24 protein-coding genes are annotated in these 15,559 nt (G+C 40.2%); 2 read left to right on the top strand and 22 right to left on the bottom strand.

Annotated elements, in window-relative coordinates; translation table 11 throughout:
• Nucleotides 1-85 precede the first annotated feature (85 nt).
• The 14 genes from G622_RS24180 to G622_RS0101240 form a co-directional block, all read right to left on the bottom strand.
• On the bottom strand, nt 86-598 hold the full coding sequence (locus tag G622_RS24180) for a hypothetical protein (RefSeq protein ID WP_022766306.1): 513 nt from the start codon (nt 596-598) through the stop codon (nt 86-88).
• A 19-nt stretch (nt 599-617) separates the two neighbouring features.
• On the bottom strand, nt 618-911 hold the full coding sequence (locus tag G622_RS0101300; RefSeq protein ID WP_022766305.1) for a hypothetical protein: 294 nt from the start codon (nt 909-911) through the stop codon (nt 618-620).
• Between the two features lie 2 nt (nt 912-913).
• The gene (locus G622_RS0101295) at nt 914-1,963 is read right to left on the bottom strand and encodes a replication initiator protein A (RefSeq protein ID WP_022766304.1); all 1,050 of its coding nucleotides are present in this window, start codon (nt 1,961-1,963) and stop codon (nt 914-916) included.
• A gap of 21 nt (nt 1,964-1,984) precedes the next feature.
• Nucleotides 1,985-2,380, bottom strand: a complete 396-nt coding sequence (locus tag G622_RS21220) for a replication initiator protein A (protein ID WP_022766303.1) — start codon at nt 2,378-2,380, stop codon at nt 1,985-1,987.
• On the bottom strand, nt 2,370-3,290 hold the full coding sequence (locus tag G622_RS0101285; RefSeq protein ID WP_022766302.1) for a ParB/RepB/Spo0J family partition protein: 921 nt from the start codon (nt 3,288-3,290) through the stop codon (nt 2,370-2,372). Before G622_RS0101285 ends, G622_RS21220 begins: the two co-directional genes overlap by 11 nt.
• Nucleotides 3,291-3,305: 15 nt before the next feature.
• The gene (locus tag G622_RS0101280) at nt 3,306-4,088 is read right to left on the bottom strand and encodes a ParA family protein (protein WP_022766301.1); all 783 of its coding nucleotides are present in this window, start codon (nt 4,086-4,088) and stop codon (nt 3,306-3,308) included.
• Complete coding sequence (locus G622_RS0101275; protein ID WP_022762244.1) at nt 4,076-4,327, bottom strand: DUF6462 family protein; 252 nt, start codon at nt 4,325-4,327, stop codon at nt 4,076-4,078. Before G622_RS0101275 ends, G622_RS0101280 begins: the two co-directional genes overlap by 13 nt.
• A 2-nt stretch (nt 4,328-4,329) precedes the next feature.
• Nucleotides 4,330-4,695, bottom strand: a complete 366-nt coding sequence (locus G622_RS21215; protein ID WP_022766300.1) for a DUF6462 family protein — start codon at nt 4,693-4,695, stop codon at nt 4,330-4,332.
• Nucleotides 4,696-5,183: 488 nt separating this feature from the next.
• The gene (locus tag G622_RS0101265; protein WP_026509190.1) at nt 5,184-6,413 is read right to left on the bottom strand and encodes a tyrosine-type recombinase/integrase; all 1,230 of its coding nucleotides are present in this window, start codon (nt 6,411-6,413) and stop codon (nt 5,184-5,186) included.
• Nucleotides 6,414-6,449: 36 nt separating this feature from the next.
• Nucleotides 6,450-6,623, bottom strand: coding sequence for a CopG family transcriptional regulator (locus G622_RS25610; protein WP_155831391.1), 174 nt, complete (start codon nt 6,621-6,623; stop codon nt 6,450-6,452).
• 103 nt (nt 6,624-6,726) lie between these two features.
• Nucleotides 6,727-6,948 (bottom strand): DUF6462 family protein, encoded by a 222-nt coding sequence (locus G622_RS0101255; protein ID WP_026509189.1) that lies wholly within the window; start codon nt 6,946-6,948, stop codon nt 6,727-6,729.
• Between the two features lie 13 nt (nt 6,949-6,961).
• Nucleotides 6,962-7,525 carry a hypothetical protein gene (locus G622_RS0101250; RefSeq protein ID WP_026509188.1) on the bottom strand — a complete coding sequence of 188 codons (564 nt, stop codon included), beginning with the start codon at nt 7,523-7,525 and terminating at the stop codon, nt 6,962-6,964.
• Nucleotides 7,526-7,790: 265 nt separating this feature from the next.
• Nucleotides 7,791-8,123, bottom strand: a complete 333-nt coding sequence (locus tag G622_RS24175; RefSeq protein ID WP_049945630.1) for a helix-turn-helix domain-containing protein — start codon at nt 8,121-8,123, stop codon at nt 7,791-7,793.
• A gap of 178 nt (nt 8,124-8,301) precedes the next feature.
• Nucleotides 8,302-8,508 carry a hypothetical protein gene (locus G622_RS0101240; protein WP_026509187.1) on the bottom strand — a complete coding sequence of 69 codons (207 nt, stop codon included), beginning with the start codon at nt 8,506-8,508 and terminating at the stop codon, nt 8,302-8,304.
• Between the two features lie 458 nt (nt 8,509-8,966).
• Here G622_RS0101240 and G622_RS0101230 point away from each other — a divergent pair, with 458 nt between their 5' ends.
• The gene (locus G622_RS0101230; RefSeq protein ID WP_026509185.1) at nt 8,967-9,671 is read left to right on the top strand and encodes an XRE family transcriptional regulator; all 705 of its coding nucleotides are present in this window, start codon (nt 8,967-8,969) and stop codon (nt 9,669-9,671) included.
• Between the two features lie 79 nt (nt 9,672-9,750).
• Nucleotides 9,751-9,969: a helix-turn-helix transcriptional regulator gene (locus tag G622_RS0101225; RefSeq protein WP_196814163.1), complete on the top strand. Its 219-nt coding sequence runs from the start codon at nt 9,751-9,753 to the stop codon at nt 9,967-9,969.
• Between the two features lie 118 nt (nt 9,970-10,087).
• On the opposite strand, the gene G622_RS0101220 is transcribed toward G622_RS0101225, so the two are convergent.
• Genes G622_RS0101220 through G622_RS0101185 form a run of 8 tightly spaced genes read right to left on the bottom strand, consistent with a single transcriptional unit; the run spans nt 10,088 to nt 15,500 of the window.
• On the bottom strand, nt 10,088-11,218 hold the full coding sequence (locus G622_RS0101220; RefSeq protein ID WP_026509183.1) for a PDDEXK nuclease domain-containing protein: 1,131 nt from the start codon (nt 11,216-11,218) through the stop codon (nt 10,088-10,090).
• A gap of 9 nt (nt 11,219-11,227) precedes the next feature.
• Nucleotides 11,228-11,971, bottom strand: a complete 744-nt coding sequence (locus G622_RS0101215; RefSeq protein WP_026509182.1) for an MmcQ/YjbR family DNA-binding protein — start codon at nt 11,969-11,971, stop codon at nt 11,228-11,230.
• A gap of 2 nt (nt 11,972-11,973) precedes the next feature.
• A complete protein-coding gene (locus G622_RS0101210) occupies nt 11,974-12,759 on the bottom strand; it encodes a pyridoxamine 5'-phosphate oxidase family protein (RefSeq protein WP_242832930.1) in 786 nt (261 codons plus the stop codon).
• On the bottom strand, nt 12,752-13,147 hold the full coding sequence (locus G622_RS0101205; protein WP_026509180.1) for a hypothetical protein: 396 nt from the start codon (nt 13,145-13,147) through the stop codon (nt 12,752-12,754). Before G622_RS0101205 ends, G622_RS0101210 begins: the two co-directional genes overlap by 8 nt.
• A 23-nt stretch (nt 13,148-13,170) precedes the next feature.
• Entirely contained in the window at nt 13,171-13,611 is a 441-nt protein-coding gene (locus G622_RS0101200) for a flavodoxin domain-containing protein (protein ID WP_026509179.1), read from the bottom strand.
• 13 nt (nt 13,612-13,624) lie between these two features.
• Nucleotides 13,625-13,834, bottom strand: a complete 210-nt coding sequence (locus tag G622_RS0101195; protein ID WP_026509178.1) for a hypothetical protein — start codon at nt 13,832-13,834, stop codon at nt 13,625-13,627.
• Between the two features lie 10 nt (nt 13,835-13,844).
• Nucleotides 13,845-14,633 carry a hypothetical protein gene (locus G622_RS0101190; RefSeq protein ID WP_026509177.1) on the bottom strand — a complete coding sequence of 263 codons (789 nt, stop codon included), beginning with the start codon at nt 14,631-14,633 and terminating at the stop codon, nt 13,845-13,847.
• 15 nt (nt 14,634-14,648) lie between these two features.
• Entirely contained in the window at nt 14,649-15,500 is an 852-nt protein-coding gene (locus G622_RS0101185) for a DNA/RNA non-specific endonuclease (RefSeq protein ID WP_081675118.1), read from the bottom strand.
• Nucleotides 15,501-15,559 lie beyond the last annotated feature (59 nt).

The raw sequence follows: 15,559 nt of genomic DNA, 5'->3' as shown, positions 1-15,559 counted from the left end.
TTAGATTTAACTCAACAATTCATTAAATATATGCTATCATTTTCGATTTGCGTTTGGTGCAAATTTTATAAATATCCTGTAAATTTTATGCTGCCATTGGCACCTGCCTCTTATGGACGAGCTCATACAGTTCAAATGCCAGCGCCTCTGCAGCCTTGAAGTCCTTTATCTTCTGTCCTCTGACCTGCCATAATCTATAATTGTCACAATATATCCCCCAGCTGTCATATCTCCCTCTCACAAGAGTAATGTATGTCCCCTTGTATTTTTTGCTGTATGTGCCCTTTGCCGGATTATATTTCCAGGGCTTTTTCAGAAAATTCTTCTTGCGAAGAAGCTTGTTCTTAAGGGCATTTTCATTTTTCCTTGGGCTCTCATAATCTCCAGACATCTTCTCCGCACATACACAGCCCACCCTAAGTTCTCTGAAATAACTTTCATGCCTCATGATGTGAACATACCGGATTTTCTCATTTCCGCACATTTCACACTGCTCATAATCAATTTCATCGCTGGACGAAGCTCCATCCCCAACATCAATTACTCCTTCACACTTCCAGCCACTGTGCGGTACTCCCTTAACATCCCATAAATTCATCGCTATCTCCCCCTCTTCTTCAAGACGCTAGTATATTGCTGAGTTTGTCTGTAATATCCTCAATCGCAACACCCACTGCAACCGCGCCAAAAGTCACAAGGAATGCCGCAAAAGAGAATGCAACTCCCATAAACACTGCATCCCACATTTTCATACTAATGTACATCACGATTATTCCCAGCATCAGCAAGTAAAACAGACCAAGAATCAAACAGCCGATCTTGGACAGAACACCTACCCAACTCTTGATAAAGCACATGATCAAAAATACCGGAAACAATGCAATTTTCAGTAAAAGCTTTAAGATAAGCATAATCAACCCTCCATCAATTCTTGATTTTCAGTTACGCCGAAGCCATATCTCATACCATGATTGACTTCAGCAGTTATCTGTGCAACGTGTGTTGTAGACACGTTATACAGCATCGTCAGCAAATATGCTCTCGGATTCTTTGGCACCTCAGTAAGGTTTTTCCAGCTTGCTACAACATCCTCGATGAGCATGTTGTCAAGCTTCATGAATCTCCCCTTTACCGAGTTGGTTTCCCTTTCTTCACTTCCAACCCATATCTTTGGGCGGTTTGAAGTGAGAACGTCAACCAAAAGGTCCTCTATGCCCCTTATTATCCCTTCATCGTCAGGGAATCTCTCACACAGTACATCAGTCCCAATATCCTCTCTGACATAAGCTCTTGTTGCCTTTTCTTCATCCTCTGATTCCATCCCATCCATCTGCGAAGCCATACTGTTACTGGGATAGATACGGATAAGATTATTATTATAATTATTTTTATTAATATTATTTTTATTAATATTATTTTTATTACGTCCCAATTCCTGGTACTCTGGAGAACCAAGACCAGTGACTTCCAAGTCCCGGTTCTGACCTCGGCGGTTCAATTCCTGGTATTCAGAAACATCCTCTTTTTGGCTTGAATCACAAATTGTGAACTTATGGGCTTTTTCCAATTTTTGGTTTTCAGACTCATTTGCATCCACGTTATGTTCTGCTTCAACTATTCTCATGACATAAATACGTGATGGCTTTCCCTGTCCCATCTTCACACGCTCTATCAAACCAATCCCTTTTTCAGAATCCAGTTCGTCAAAAAGCTTATATACTGTATTCTTACTTAATCCCGTTGCCTCATGAACATCTTCCCAATCGTAGAAAACATAGGTTTTTCCTTCCTTATCCACCATGTTATTGATTGCAGAAAGCTTCATTCTGTCCAATAGTAACGCATACAGATATCTTGCATTGACCGATACCTTGTTCAGCACAGGATCACTGTGAAAACATTTGGGAATTGCCATATAGCTGTTTGATATCGGTTCCCTCCCATTAAAATACTCAAATTTCATTTTATTTATTCTCCCCCTTCCCTATTCCAGAGATGCAATTTTTGCACCTCTGGAACAGCTTTCATCATCCTTGTAAATAAAGTTCTTCACGTAGTACAGATTAGGTTTTCCCTGACCTCTTATACAGATATCAATAATTCCGATATCTTCCAATTGCTTCAGTGCTGTGCTGATTGTTCTTGTTGAAAGTCCAATATCTTTATGCATCTGTTCAAGTGGATATACCACGTAAAGCCTACCTTCTTCATCCCGCCAGCCGTTTCTATTTGCCAGCCTTATCCTTTGTAGTAGGATTCCATATACAACCTTTGCTTCTATAGACAGTGGTTCAAACGCATCGTCAATAAACATAAGCAGTGGAATTTCTACCATGGCATACTGAAATGCCTGTCGTCCATAATGATAATCAAGTTTCATCTGCCATTTCCTCCTGTTCTTCCTTCCATTTTGCAAGAAGCTCAAGGATAACCTTTTCACGCTCCCTTGAAGACATATGGGAAGGGAAATACTTATTTAATTTTCTTTCTGACAATGAGACCTTTCCGTTTGTTTTAGGCTCAGGCAACGCACTGTTCAAAACCTGTATAACTGGGTACTGTTGCATATTTTCAAGATTCTTCTGCGCCTTAAGCGCTTCTATCTGTTCTGGTCTGAGAATGCCATTTTCTTTTCGGTATTCATAGATCCACTTCTGGACTTCCTTATCAAAGAAAGAAATATCATATCCCATTCCTATTGAAATTACTTTTTCATCAACCATCTGCATCAGTTCAGGAATCAGATCTGTGAGCTTTACATATTTTCTGACCTGCCTATCTCTAAGACCAAATTCTTCACCGACGGCATCGCCAGTCAACTTTCGGCACTCAGTACCAGAAGTATCTTCGAGGTCAGTTCTTCTTCCCTGTCGCTTAACAACATCCATCTTCATTTTCAGTGAGTATGCTCTCTCACTAGGCAAAATCTCTTCTCTTTGTACATTGGAATCAACCATAACTATTACCGATTCATCATCTGTCATTTCCTTTACAATTGCCGGCACAACCTCAAGCCCCACTAATTTAGCAGCATGCATCCTTCTGTGACCTGAAACCATTTCATAACCGCCCTGGTTGTCCGGTCTTACAAGAACCGGAGACAAAATACCATTAGCCTTGATACTCTCTACAAGTTCCGCCATCTTATCATCATCAACCACCTTAAAAGGGTGATCTTTAAATGGATGTATCTTTTCAATCCTTATTTCTTCTGTACCATCTTTAATTGAAGGAGCTCCAAGAAGCTCATCTACTGATTCAAAATGTATCTTTTCTCTTTTAGCAGCCATATCTGATTACCCCCTTCATGAATTATCTGCGACAAACTCTGTAAGTTCACTATAGGCACTTGCCACCTTGCCTTTTGGATCATATTCATATATGCTTTTACTCATAGCAGATGTTTCACTTGCTCTGATTGATAGCGGAATCTCCGTAGGAAGGACTCGGAGGCTTTTTCCATATACTTCATTAACCTCTGCAATAATTTCCTTAGCATAGTTGGTTCTCTTATCAACCATAGTTAATAGAATTCCTTCAATCTCAAGCTTTGAATTAAGTCTGCGCTTTACTGTATAGATGGTCTTAAGCAGTGCCTGAAGACCCTTTACAGGAAGAAACGCTGCGGCACAGGGTATGAGGCAAGTGTCAGCGCAAGCAAGAGCATTTACGGTCATAACACCCAGAGATGGCATGCAATCAATGATGATGTATGAATACTGGTCCTTTATCTGTTCCACATAATCCCTAAGTACCAGCTCTCTGCTCATTACGTTTACAAGTGATACCTCTGCAGCGGATAATCCGATATTTGAAGGAAGAAGATCTACGTTCTCACTGTGGTGCATGATAGCGAAACCTTCCGGAATATCTTCCTCATTAACAATCTTCTCGATAACATCAACGATAGTGAGTTCAAGGCTGTCCGGATCCTTATATCCCATGCAGATAGAAAGGCTCCCTTGTGGATCGTTATCAATTAAAAGTACCTTATGCCCCTTGTTTGCAAGTCCTATTCCAAGATTCATAGCAGTTGTGGTTTTAGCTACGCCACCTTTCTGATTTGCGATTGCGATTACTTTGCACATACTTTTTTCCTCCCATCTTTTCCATTTTTTCTTAAGTAGTCCTCAAAGATTGCCCTGTTTATGAGAACCTTTTTATGAAGTTTGTAAAAGGCACCGGACCTGTCTGCCACACGAGTAACTGCCCTGTAGCTCATCTTGTAGTAATCAATGGCCATGTTGTAGGTGATAAAACTTCTCTGGGCAAACAGAATATCTTCATCATCAATCTGATCCGAGAACATCCATATTGTTCCGAACATATTCAGCCCTCCCTCTCTTCCAAAACTTTTTTCTCCCGATTACCATTTGTTTGATACATTCCCGCAGGCTGGTGGAATCTCTCAAGATACTCATCAAAGATGTCTCTGTTGATCAGAACGGTTCCTTCTCTTCTGTAAATCGCTCCTGCCTGGTCTGCCATCTCAAGAATTTTCTTATGCTCAAGGCTGTAAACAATTTCTGCATCCCTATATCTGAGCCACTTTTTCCTCAAGGTACGCATCACTACTTTTTCCTGGACTATAACTTCCCGGTTAAATGGACTGTTTTTCTCATTCTCATTTTCAAGTTCGCCAACGTAATCACGGTTATCATCAAAATACGGTCTGTCTTCTTTTTTTCTTTTCATGTATGATGTCCTCCTTATTTTTTATGTGCTGAAGAACCATCCATGAATCAGCCAACAAAAAGAGCTACTTCTTAGAATTTTGTTTTCTAAAAAGTAGCTCTTATAACCTTTTGTAAAGTTATCGAAAAAAAGTTTTCTGTTTTTAACGGTGCGCCTCTGAGCGCATCTACAAACCTCTAAATTCATCTCCCGTTTGTCAGGAGTTTGTCAAAATGCCATTCCTTATCTCAAAAACCCTCATGAATACTGGGCTTATCACTTCATGGACTTAAGTGTAGGGACGGACTGAGCAATTTTATCCGTCCTTGTCCATCCTTGTCCCATGCTGTCCATAGAAGTCCGAATAAGGCACTTTTTATTTTTCCATCCTTGTCCATCGTGATACCTGAACGAGTGGTAAACCGTGTGTCAAATCGAATTTTTCTGTCCTGAAATGGATTAGGACGGATTTTGAAACTGATGCAAAATCTGTTGCCGTAACAGGCCACTTACATGATGAAAATTTTACCTTCCATGTTGTGGATGACTTCCTTCTTTTTCTCCTCAGTACAATCTGCGTAGATGTCCAGAGTGGTCTGGATATCCTTGTGTCCCATGATCGACTGAATGACTTTGATGTTTGTCTCATTCTCACAAAGTCTGGTACAGAAGGTATGCCTTAAATGATGTGCCGAGATCTTTGGAAGTATCAATGGAAGTCTTCCTTCTTTCTTGGCATTTGCAGATTCTTCAGCATTGTAATCTGCGATGAGTGAATGGATTGCTCTGTTCACTTCCTGAGGTAATGTGATCGAGCCATTGGAGCTTGCAAAAACAAATCCTGAATACCCTTCAATCTCCTGTGTGCAGAATCCTGTGATCTGCTGGAGCTGGTACTCTTCAAGGAATGCCTCGTAGACCTGCTCTATCATCGGTACGGTTCTTGTTCCTGCCTTGGTCTTGGGAGTGCTGATATGAAGTGATTCACCGCCCTCCTCAAACTGACGATGGACCAGGCTGTGGTTCACGCTTATGGTGCGATTCTCAAAATCAAGATCTTCCCAGCGAAGTCCAAGACACTCTCCTATACGGAGCCCTGTACCTATGAGTACTGTTATTACAGACTTCCATCCCTGATAGCGATGCTCATTGAACAGATAATTCATGAAAGCTTTCTGCTCGGGAACCGTGAGAGCCATTCTCTTTTCAGTTACCCATACATGACTCTTCTTGATCTCCCCGAGAACACCGGCTGCAGGATTGACTCTTATCAGCCCGTCCCTCACTGCCATCTGGAATGCCGGATGAAGCTGGGTGTGTACGTTGTCCACAGTAGCTGCAGAGTATCCTTTCTCAGTGAGAAGGCTGTAATAGAACTTCTTCACATCCGTGTACTTGATATCAACCAGTCTTCGTCTGCCAAAGCTATCCCTTATGAAATGATCATAGGTATAAAGGTAATTGCATCTTGTCGTGGGCTTCAGGTCGAACTTCTGCTTCATGTACTCGTCATATACCTTGTTGACTGTAATGCGCTCTGCCCTCCTCGGATCCAGTCCATCCTCAAGGTCACGTCTGATCTGCTGCTCCTTCTTTCGGAGTGAGATCAGGTCCGTTGCATATACTACCTGTCTCTTCCTGTCCTTATCCGTATACGAAAACGAATAACGACCATCCGATCTCTGACACTCTCCGCTTCTGAGCGCATATCCGCGGGAGTCCTTTCTGCTTTGTGCCATCTTGTTCCTCCTTATAAAAAGAAGAAACAGCTTTAGTCATGGCTTGGTCTTGTAAAGAAGATCCAACGCTTCCTTCAAAACCTGGGATTGAGTGAGATTCATCTTCTCGCAATACGCAAGCAGGCGATTTCTCTCTTCTTCACTAACGCGAAGACCGATCTTCACATTCTTCGGTTCCTCTACCGGTGGTCTTCCATGTCCTGCCATCATATCGCTCCTTTCGTATCTCTGCTTAAATTATATTAAATGTCCCACATTTAATCAATGCTTATTTATCCAAAACTAAAGTCTGTTTCTTAAATAATCAATCCGTCTACAGGTCTCTGAAGTTCTCCAGGTACTCCTCTATGATCTCAGTGTTCACCAACACTATCCGTCTGATGCGGTAAACAGCCTTTGCTTCTTTTGCCAGATCCATAAATGAGTGGATCCCCATGGAAAACATCGCAGCTCCCTCTTCGTACTTAACAAATTTCTTTTTTCCATTGGTGAACAGGTTGTCCATGTTCTCCAGTTCTTTTCTCTTGTATGCCATTGCCTAAGCCTCCTTATATCGCTTCCCTGAAATATGGTGTGATGTTTTCCCTAAGTGAACACTTGATTTCTGACAGCTGATTACTGACGGTTTTATCTGCAATCTTCAGCTCCTCTGCAATCTTTGCTGCAGTACACTTCTCATTAAGATGTCTGGTCATTATGGTGTATTCCCTTCCATCGAGTGTATTAAGGAAGGAATCAAATACTTCGTATTCCCTGCGCATCATTGCTATTGTCCAGATATTCTTCCTGTGCATTTCCGGGTTATCCGTATCCTTAAGGATTCCTCCGTCAAGATCACATTTCTCAATCGCTTCACGAATCATGACTCTTTCTACAGCAAGCTTTGCAGTAGGATCACTTTTGTTGCTGGTCTGTACCCTTACTCCCAGATCCGCCTTGTTCTTTGCCCTTCGGTTATATTCCCTCTCATTGAGGATCATGTTGAACACCCCAGTCTCAAAGCTGTCGATCAGTTTGGGAAAAGTATGGTAATTCTTGTAGATCAGATCAAAGCGCTGATTTGGATTACCACTTGCATAGGAGTCAAATATTTCTTTATCTTTCTTACTCATGTCGCACCTCCTGTTTGAAACCCGGAGGTCAGGTTAGCCGGCTAAGCTGTACCTCTTGCTTACATATGTAATTCTACGGAACGTGACGGAATAATACGTTCTCTTAGAAATAGAACTTTAGGTTCGAAAATTTCGAACATAAGAAAGGGCTGAAAAGCAAAAATTCTTCACCTAAACCAGAAATCTGCATTAGGTGAAGAATTTTAAGCTGTTTTTATAAAAAAATGTGTGGGAATTGTCAAAAATAATACTTAGGTGCAAATTTTCAAATATAAGCTACAGCCCTCATCTGTACCAACATGATCTGCCTGGTCTTCTCGTCCATAGCTCCAAACAACTTAAGAATCTCAACAGAATCCGCATCCAGCTCAGGCTCCTTGATAACTCCGCAGATAAGATATTCAACAGTAGTTCCCAGGATATCTGCAAACTCTGCAATCATGCTCTGCTTCATATCGCCGTGGTCATTCTCATAATAAGAGATCATGCTCTTTGTTGTGAGCATTGCTTCAGCAAGCTCTTCCTGTGTCATGTTCTTCCTGATCCTTGCTGCTTTAAGTCTCTGTCCAAGTGTTTCCTCTTTAAGTGTTGTATTCATCTTCTCCCTCTTTCCGGGCGAAACCAGAAAAAGGTAAAAGAAAAGGACACACAATAAGACTCAGCCTTTAACTGATTTCTTATCATGCGTCCGCGGTGGGCTATACCCCCATATCATGATGTCCTAATTTAATTGTCATAGTTATGCACGGAATATCCGCGCCTTTATTCTAAGTTATTTACAGATAACATCTGCCAGTAGATCCTGCCCTTAATACTATCTTCTCTTCTGTGAAGTTCTTCAGGGTTACTACTCTGGTACATTTATGTGTGTGACATCTGATACTGATGCCATTCATAGCCGGAGCATCCTTATCTCCGATAAGTGTATAAGCCATCTTCATGGACTTCCTGCACTTTTTACAATAAAACTCAACTTCCTGCATGTAGACTCGTCACCTCCGATTCAAAGTGTTGTCCAAGAGCTTGAAAAGGAAAGGGAAAGTCACCTTTACAAGTCATTGAGATATATTCATTATTCAGTTTACGAAGCAAGCCGACTATAAATCTCCGAGGTCCGAGCAGCTTACCAAAAGCCTCTATGATTTCATGCGCAGAAGGTGGATGCTTCATGTCCCTCTACGCATATAGACATCCTTCTCCATACGTCCATTTCCTCCATAATTCCCCAAACGATACAGGTAAGTTCCGAGTGCACTGAGGCTGTGCTGCCTGTATATCTCCTCTCGACATAGATAACTATAAATCTATTGTCATTCCAAATCAAGGCTACTATATATCACATTTTCTAATTATATTTGATTTTCATTGAAAACACGCTTTTTAAATGTTATATTTTTATACAGAGAATTGATACCACCACGACAGAAAGAGAGAGAATGGCATGAAGAATATTGGTGAAGTGATTTCCTGGCATAGAAACAATAAAAAGATGTCCCAGATAGAGATTGCAAGCAAGCTCGAAAAATATGATATTCATATAAAAAATGCAGCGATTAGTGCCTGGGAAAAAAGAAACAGTATTCCATCTGCGGACACACTGCTGGCCTTATGTGAAATACTTGGAATCAATGATATTTATACTGAGTTTATAGGGGAGAACCCTAATGATCCCTTCAAGAATCTAAATGATGAAGGTATAAAGAAAGTTCTTGAATACATTGAACTGCTGGAAAAGTCCGGAGAATATAAGAAACAGATAGCTGAGATCGTAGAGTTTCAACCGCGAATTATGAAAGTCGCCCTGCTTCCAGCATCTGCCGGAACCGGTAATTATATTGATGATGAGAATTTTGATGAAGTTGAGATATATGACCATGTGCCAAACAAAGCAACCTTTGGCGTATACCTCGACGGAGACAGCATGGAACCAAGATTTAAAAACAAAGAGCTTGTATGGATAGAACAGACAGAAAGTCTCAACTCTGGAGATATCGGTCTTTTCTTCCTGGACGGAATGACCTACTTTAAGAAATATCTCCAAAAGGAAAGCGGGACATTTCTTGTATCACTTAACGCAAAATATAATCCCATTCAGATCACTGAATACAGCTCTTTTAAGATATTCGGCAAGCTTGCCATTGATTAGTGTCCACAATATCGGACAGCCTCTTTAGTAAAATGGTACTTGTCAGAGAAGCTACGTTTATACGAGAGGAGTGATGTTTTTGAAAGATTTGATTTATTCCAACAATGTCCACGACCTGCGTAAAGACCGTAACATCAGTCAGAACAAAATGGCTGAAGATCTCGGAGTAAGCAGGCGCACCATCAGCAAGATTGAAAACTGTGATCAGAACCTGTCCCTTGAAATGGCTTATAGAATCTCAGCTTACTTTAATCTTCTGATACCGGAAGTCTTTCCGCTCACCCAAAAAGACAATTGACCCACTTGTATAGAAACACATGCAGACTCACCGATGATGGTGAGTCTTTTTATTATGCCATTATTAGCGTTACCGATACTTTTATCCGCTACTTTATCCGCTACTTTATCCGATACTTTTACTCTTTAAGTTCAGGATGCTGCATATAAAATATCTCTTTTTGAGTCTCAATTTCAGCCTTCAGCTGCTCCTCTGATGGAAGGCATAGTTTATACTTTGCAGCAAATAGCTGCTCATTTTCATGCATAACTGAATACCTGGCAATATCTTCATCTGTCTCAGAACATAAAACTATACCAAGAGTAGGATTATCACCCTCATTACGCTTCATCTCATCATACATGCGTACATACATATCCATCTGGCCTACATCCTGATGCGTTACTTTACCAATCTTTAAGTCAATGAGCACAAAGCATTTTAATATGTAATTATAGAAAACAAGATCTATGTAATAATCCTGCTTCTCTGTATGTATATGCTGTTGCCTTGCCACAAAAGCATAGCCCTTGCCTAACTCCATTAGAAACTTCTGAAGATTTCCCAATATTGCACTTTCCAAATCAGACTCAAGATATTCCGTGCTTTCCTGCATATTAAGAAACTCCGCAATAACAGGGTTTCTGATAAACTCTAATTTCTTTTGATATTCAGAAGTGAGTTCTTTCATTTCAGCTTCTACAGCAGGCTTATTTGTCGTAAGAAGCATCCTATCATAATACTGTGTATTTACATTTCTCTGTAGCGTTCTAACGCTCCATGTTTGCTCATAGGCTTCTTTTTCATACCATTTTCTAGCAATCTCATCCTCTACCTGAAGTAACACCCTATAATGGCTCCAAGATAGAAGTCCACCCCGCATACCTACTTTGCTAACGTCAAAAGATTGTGGCGACACTGTGGCAACAATCTCCTCAGTCTGTCCTTCAATAGATTGTGGCGACATCGTGGCAACAATCTCAGGGAAATTCTGATAAAACTTTACATAGCGGTAAAGAGAGGATTTATCAAAACCTTTCCCATATTTTTCAGTTAAGTTTTCGGAAAGCGTAGCTATTATCTCGGCTCCATATCTTTCAGAACCAGTTCCACCCATATTTTCAGTGGCTATTCTTTTTCCAAGAAGCCAGTTTCTCAACACAAGAATACTATCAACTGCATGATAGGCATATCTTTGTGACGATTCAATGATATTGCTTACGTCATCCATAAGCTTTCCGTTTTGGTTGTAAATTATTTCATTATTCATGTGTTATCCTCATTTCAATGCCGCACCCAAACTGTTTGGTATACCTCTCGGTCCTCGTACAGCGTATATTCCATATTCACTCTTAAGCAGATCAAAGGTAAACTTGTCTGGCTTGTATCTCTTCTGAAGCTGTATCTTCATCAGTGCCTTTATGGTCAGATTTTTGTCCTCATATTCATAAGGAATGTCTGTTTCAATAACTTTGCATTTATACAGGATAGCTGAAACAGGAGATCCAACATACATATAAACAGTATCTCCCTTGATGATGCCTGCTCCCTGCTTCCAATCAATTATCTTAGCATCATCGAAGGCGTGCTCAATATCGTAATACATTGGATTAGCAGGAATGATCCATTCCTTAGGCTGCCTGAACTTCTGCTTTTTCTTTGCTGAAGCTGTCATTTCAAAGCTTGCATCTATCATGTTGCAAACTTCCTGAAGATTCACACTCCCGTCCATCAATATAGTGATCCAGCTCCCTCTGTTCATATGATAGCCCGGCAGATATCCATGTTGCTGCAAAAGGATGTCTCTTAACATAAGATCATCAATTTTTACATCAATGATATCCACTCTTTCAGTTCCGGGTAATCCCAGCTTATCAGCATCAACATCCATGATTATGCAAAACCATTTCCGATTGTCATCATGCCTGAAAACTGCATAATCAGGATACCTCTTCCATAAATACTCAGGAGAAGCCTTGTATTTTTTCTTTATGTACTTTGTGACATCATCCCTAATACTCAAAGCTATACCTCATAATGCTGTCTGCTGCTCAGATCTTCTTTCTTCAAATCAGAGTCCAGATAATCGAAGTATCTTGGCACAACCCTGATTAGATTCATAGGCTGTGGCAGCTTCTTCATTGCCTCTACTGGAATCTTCTTATGTTCCATGAGTTTCAAATACTCATCACTGAAAGGCTCCACCAAATTTGCTGTACCCTCAATCTGTAAACTCTTAAGATTTCCGAAACCATTGTAGGGTTCATATATAGCAACACCAACATGTTTATTTTTCTTTAATCCCTTGAACTTTAATCCACCTTCTGAGAAAAAATACAGCTTCTTATCCACATAGTTATACTCAATCGGAGTACATCTGACATGCCCCTCTGAGGCAGTTCCCAGAGTGCAGGTATTATGTTCCTCTATAAATTTATTGATTCTTTCTGCAAGCTGCTGGCGATCCATTTTATTGGAATGAGCATCCTTATGAACCCAGTAGTTTGCAGCTGCATTATAGTCAAACTTAAAGCCATCACTCATATTGGTGGCTTCCATACGTTTTCTGTACTTTGTCTTCTTGGCGCGGTATGCGGTTATGATCTCATGCTCCGGAATCCATATGCCAGCCTCATCTATTTTTTCAAATACATCTGACAGAGCTTCTGAATCTGTCAGGTTTTGAGCCACCTGCTTTTTATAAGCTTCATAGAGCCAACCATGAATTGTGCTCTGCTGCTTCTGTTTTAAATCCTTAAATTTCTTATTTACCTGGAGCAGTTGCCCATCTACCTTTATGTGCTTACTCATCTGTCCTTCCCCTATGTGCATTTATAAAGCTTGTAATCTTATGGATCAGATCCTCATGTCCTTTGCAGGTAGCACCTTCAAATATTTCTCTGTGAAGTGGTCCATAGATAAATGTTACTTCATGAGAGCAATCATCAATGGTCTCACAAGACATTTCTGCTGTGCGAACAAAATCATATAGTTCCTTGAAAAATGCTTTCATTTCATCCTTTGCTATCGGAGTAATGCTCTTCCCAATCTTCTTCTGGCTGCCCTTCTCCATGCGATAGGTAACAACAGCATCTGAATACAGCTCATAATGCCAGCGATGAAAGTCTGTCATTCTTTCCACATCAAAGGATTTCTCTACTACCTTAACCATCTGAATTTCGTTTATAGTCAGATTCATTCCGTTCCACCTCTAACAATGATTTACAGGGATTTATAAAAATCAATCGCTCCCTGGATTTCTTCCTCTGTCGGATGTCCTTTCTGAAGACCGCCGACAAGTTTGAAAGGCCCATAAGTATCAAATCCTTTTGAAATATATCTTCCAAGTTCCTTACAGTGCTTAGCTTCTGTTACTTCCGCAATGGAGTTAAAGCAGTTCTTTGTGGGATTGCCTGCTGTAGCAATGAAAAAGACATCCTTCCCTGTAGGCAGATTAACCTTTGCGAAGGTCAGAACCTGTTCTGCGAACTTGCCATAATAGATACCTGAAGCAAAGCCAATTCTGTCATACTTGCTGAGATCAAGCTCATGCTTCTCAGTAGCATCGACTAACTCCACATCAGAACCAGACGCTGCTATAGCATCCAGTAATTTCTTGGTGTTTCCATGATGTTTGCTGTAATAAATGATCGCTGTTGCCAAATTCTATTCCCCTTTATCGTTTATATTTGTTGAGATTGAAGCCTTCCCTTCGTGCCATTTCAAGAAGCTGCTCATTGGTAGCATCCTCAGCATCACACATTTCAAGAAATCCAAAGCCTCCAGAGAACGCTGCGCTCTGGGCGCCATATTCATCGGCCAAATCTCTACGGAGCCTATCATAGTCTATATCATCTGATTTGTTGCCGTGTGAAAAAAATCCCATAATCTATTCCTCAGTTTTTGTTTTTCTGCGCATCCGCCATTTTCAAGTTGCTGATTATCCATTCCCCGAGGGTAACACTATTATTCGTATAATCATCTGGAATCACAGCGGTAATCAATTCCGAAAAGTACTTTTCAAACTTTTGATGATAATTCCATGTTAAATCCTGAAGCTGTTCTAATGTATACTTCTCACGTGATAAAATCTTGACTGCCTTTCCATTTACCATAGACATTAAATACTCATCTTCATTTCCCAATCCTTCAACGTGGATATTCCCTCTATGCTTTAGAAAATTGTAAAGTGTTCTGAACTTTTTTATATCTTCATCATCATCAAATTTTACTATTATTTCTTTGATTTTCTCTGCTTCTAAAGAATGCTGTGATATGCCACAATCCAACTGTTCTATGAGATTATCTCTATTACATTCCTTGGACATCTTCTCATACTCATTATTCATTAAATAGGTAATATCTGCCGGTAATATATACGCCCAAGCCACTTGCCATGATAGATCCTCACATATTGAATATTGCAAAATTGCATTCTGAACAAATAGCGTTCTTACTAGCAAATCATCACCAGGCTTTGCTAAATCTCCATAATTATTCTCTAACGAAAACAGTAATGATGCTCGTGCCATCGCAAACGAGCGATAAACATCAGCTATTTTATAACCAGCTGCTATCGCAGATGGATTATCTTCGCAAAATCTGACGTACTGAACATCATGTGGTTCATATTTGAACCAATCTTGAAAAATCATATCCTGTGTTATATCTTCATATTTCAACATATTTCCCTCAACAAGCTACTCTATTTCACTTTCTCCTGTCTTATAATCTAGCACTATCCCCGGCTGAACATTATAAACAAACACATGAAAACATATCGCTGCACCATTGTCCTCCACAGAATATGCTTCCATCTCAACGCCTCTTGCCAGAAGCTCTTTATCCTTAAAATATGGTGTTATTCTATAAAGAACATGATTGTCTGAATTATCAAGGTATCTCATTACCTGTTCTTCAAAGGGAAGCATTCCTTCCACATTGAAATACCTTGTGCCGGTAATCAAGTTGAGCTCATTTGCATTTTGTCCGGTCAATGCATATGCAATCAGATGACAACGGTTATATAGATACGGTGGATCTGAATCTACCAAGCCTGGATACTTTTCCTGATTCCAACCCGAAGGTCTTATCTGTCCTATCGAGCCACGCTCTTCTGTAGGCATCATAGTTCTATCAAGCATAGCTATAGCCGTTCCACATCTGCCAAATTTATCAAGCTCTGAATATGTCTCTCCCGACACATTTAAAAGGTCATACTCATTAAAACAAGGCATATTCCCATTGAGCTCAACGTAGATTTCGCCTGAATATTCTGGAATAATCGTCTCATCTGATTCCACCAGGCTCATTGAAAAAGTTTCTGCGTTTTGCCCAAGACTCCTTGTATTCCGCTGTGAAAGCTTATTCATTAGAACAAATAATAGTACTCCAACTACAAGAACTATCAGCAAAAAAACAAGAAAGTTTCTTCTCTTTTTGCGCTTTTTATCCTTGCCCCAGAACCTGTCATATTCTCTTTTGCTATCCCAATTATGGTACTGATAAGCCGTACTCCACACCTCCGATATATTCGTTATGTCTAGCAACATTCATAGACACTGTATTTTTTCATAACCAATTCTTCCAGGTTTCGTCGTCATAATGTGTT

This window comes from Butyrivibrio sp. LC3010 (genome assembly GCF_000424385.1).
GTDB lineage: Bacteria > Bacillota > Clostridia > Lachnospirales > Lachnospiraceae > Butyrivibrio.
Note: the sequence above shows the minus strand (reverse complement) of the source record. Positions and strands in the feature narration are given on the sequence as shown.

Excerpts from the sequence above, each read along its gene's own strand:
- G622_RS21215 (WP_022766300.1), bottom strand. The coding sequence starts at position 4,695 with ATGAAAAGAAAAAAAGAAGACAGACCGTATTTTGATGATAACCGTGAT.
- G622_RS0101280 (WP_022766301.1), bottom strand. The coding sequence starts at position 4,088 with ATGTGCAAAGTAATCGCAATCGCAAATCAGAAAGGTGGCGTAGCTAAA.
- G622_RS0101190 (WP_026509177.1), bottom strand. The coding sequence starts at position 14,633 with ATGTTGAAATATGAAGATATAACACAGGATATGATTTTTCAAGATTGG.
- G622_RS25610 (WP_155831391.1), bottom strand. The coding sequence starts at position 6,623 with ATGATGGCAGGACATGGAAGACCACCGGTAGAGGAACCGAAGAATGTG.
- G622_RS0101295 (WP_022766304.1), bottom strand. The coding sequence starts at position 1,963 with ATGAAATTTGAGTATTTTAATGGGAGGGAACCGATATCAAACAGCTAT.
- G622_RS0101195 (WP_026509178.1), bottom strand. The coding sequence starts at position 13,834 with ATGGGATTTTTTTCACACGGCAACAAATCAGATGATATAGACTATGAT.
- G622_RS24175 (WP_049945630.1), bottom strand. The coding sequence starts at position 8,123 with ATGAATACAACACTTAAAGAGGAAACACTTGGACAGAGACTTAAAGCA.
- G622_RS0101220 (WP_026509183.1), bottom strand. The coding sequence starts at position 11,218 with ATGAATAATGAAATAATTTACAACCAAAACGGAAAGCTTATGGATGAC.
- G622_RS0101230 (WP_026509185.1), top strand. The coding sequence starts at position 8,967 with ATGAAGAATATTGGTGAAGTGATTTCCTGGCATAGAAACAATAAAAAG.
- G622_RS0101285 (WP_022766302.1), bottom strand. The coding sequence starts at position 3,290 with ATGGCTGCTAAAAGAGAAAAGATACATTTTGAATCAGTAGATGAGCTT.
- G622_RS0101205 (WP_026509180.1), bottom strand. The coding sequence starts at position 13,147 with ATGAATCTGACTATAAACGAAATTCAGATGGTTAAGGTAGTAGAGAAA.
- G622_RS24180 (WP_022766306.1), bottom strand. The coding sequence starts at position 598 with ATGAATTTATGGGATGTTAAGGGAGTACCGCACAGTGGCTGGAAGTGT.
- G622_RS0101275 (WP_022762244.1), bottom strand. The coding sequence starts at position 4,327 with ATGTTCGGAACAATATGGATGTTCTCGGATCAGATTGATGATGAAGAT.
- G622_RS0101210 (WP_242832930.1), bottom strand. The coding sequence starts at position 12,759 with ATGAGTAAGCACATAAAGGTAGATGGGCAACTGCTCCAGGTAAATAAG.
- G622_RS0101185 (WP_081675118.1), bottom strand. The coding sequence starts at position 15,500 with ATGTTGCTAGACATAACGAATATATCGGAGGTGTGGAGTACGGCTTAT.
- G622_RS0101265 (WP_026509190.1), bottom strand. The coding sequence starts at position 6,413 with ATGGCACAAAGCAGAAAGGACTCCCGCGGATATGCGCTCAGAAGCGGA.
- G622_RS21220 (WP_022766303.1), bottom strand. The coding sequence starts at position 2,380 with ATGAAACTTGATTATCATTATGGACGACAGGCATTTCAGTATGCCATG.
- G622_RS0101250 (WP_026509188.1), bottom strand. The coding sequence starts at position 7,525 with ATGAGTAAGAAAGATAAAGAAATATTTGACTCCTATGCAAGTGGTAAT.
- G622_RS0101240 (WP_026509187.1), bottom strand. The coding sequence starts at position 8,508 with ATGCAGGAAGTTGAGTTTTATTGTAAAAAGTGCAGGAAGTCCATGAAG.
- G622_RS0101300 (WP_022766305.1), bottom strand. The coding sequence starts at position 911 with ATGCTTATCTTAAAGCTTTTACTGAAAATTGCATTGTTTCCGGTATTT.
- G622_RS0101255 (WP_026509189.1), bottom strand. The coding sequence starts at position 6,948 with ATGGCATACAAGAGAAAAGAACTGGAGAACATGGACAACCTGTTCACC.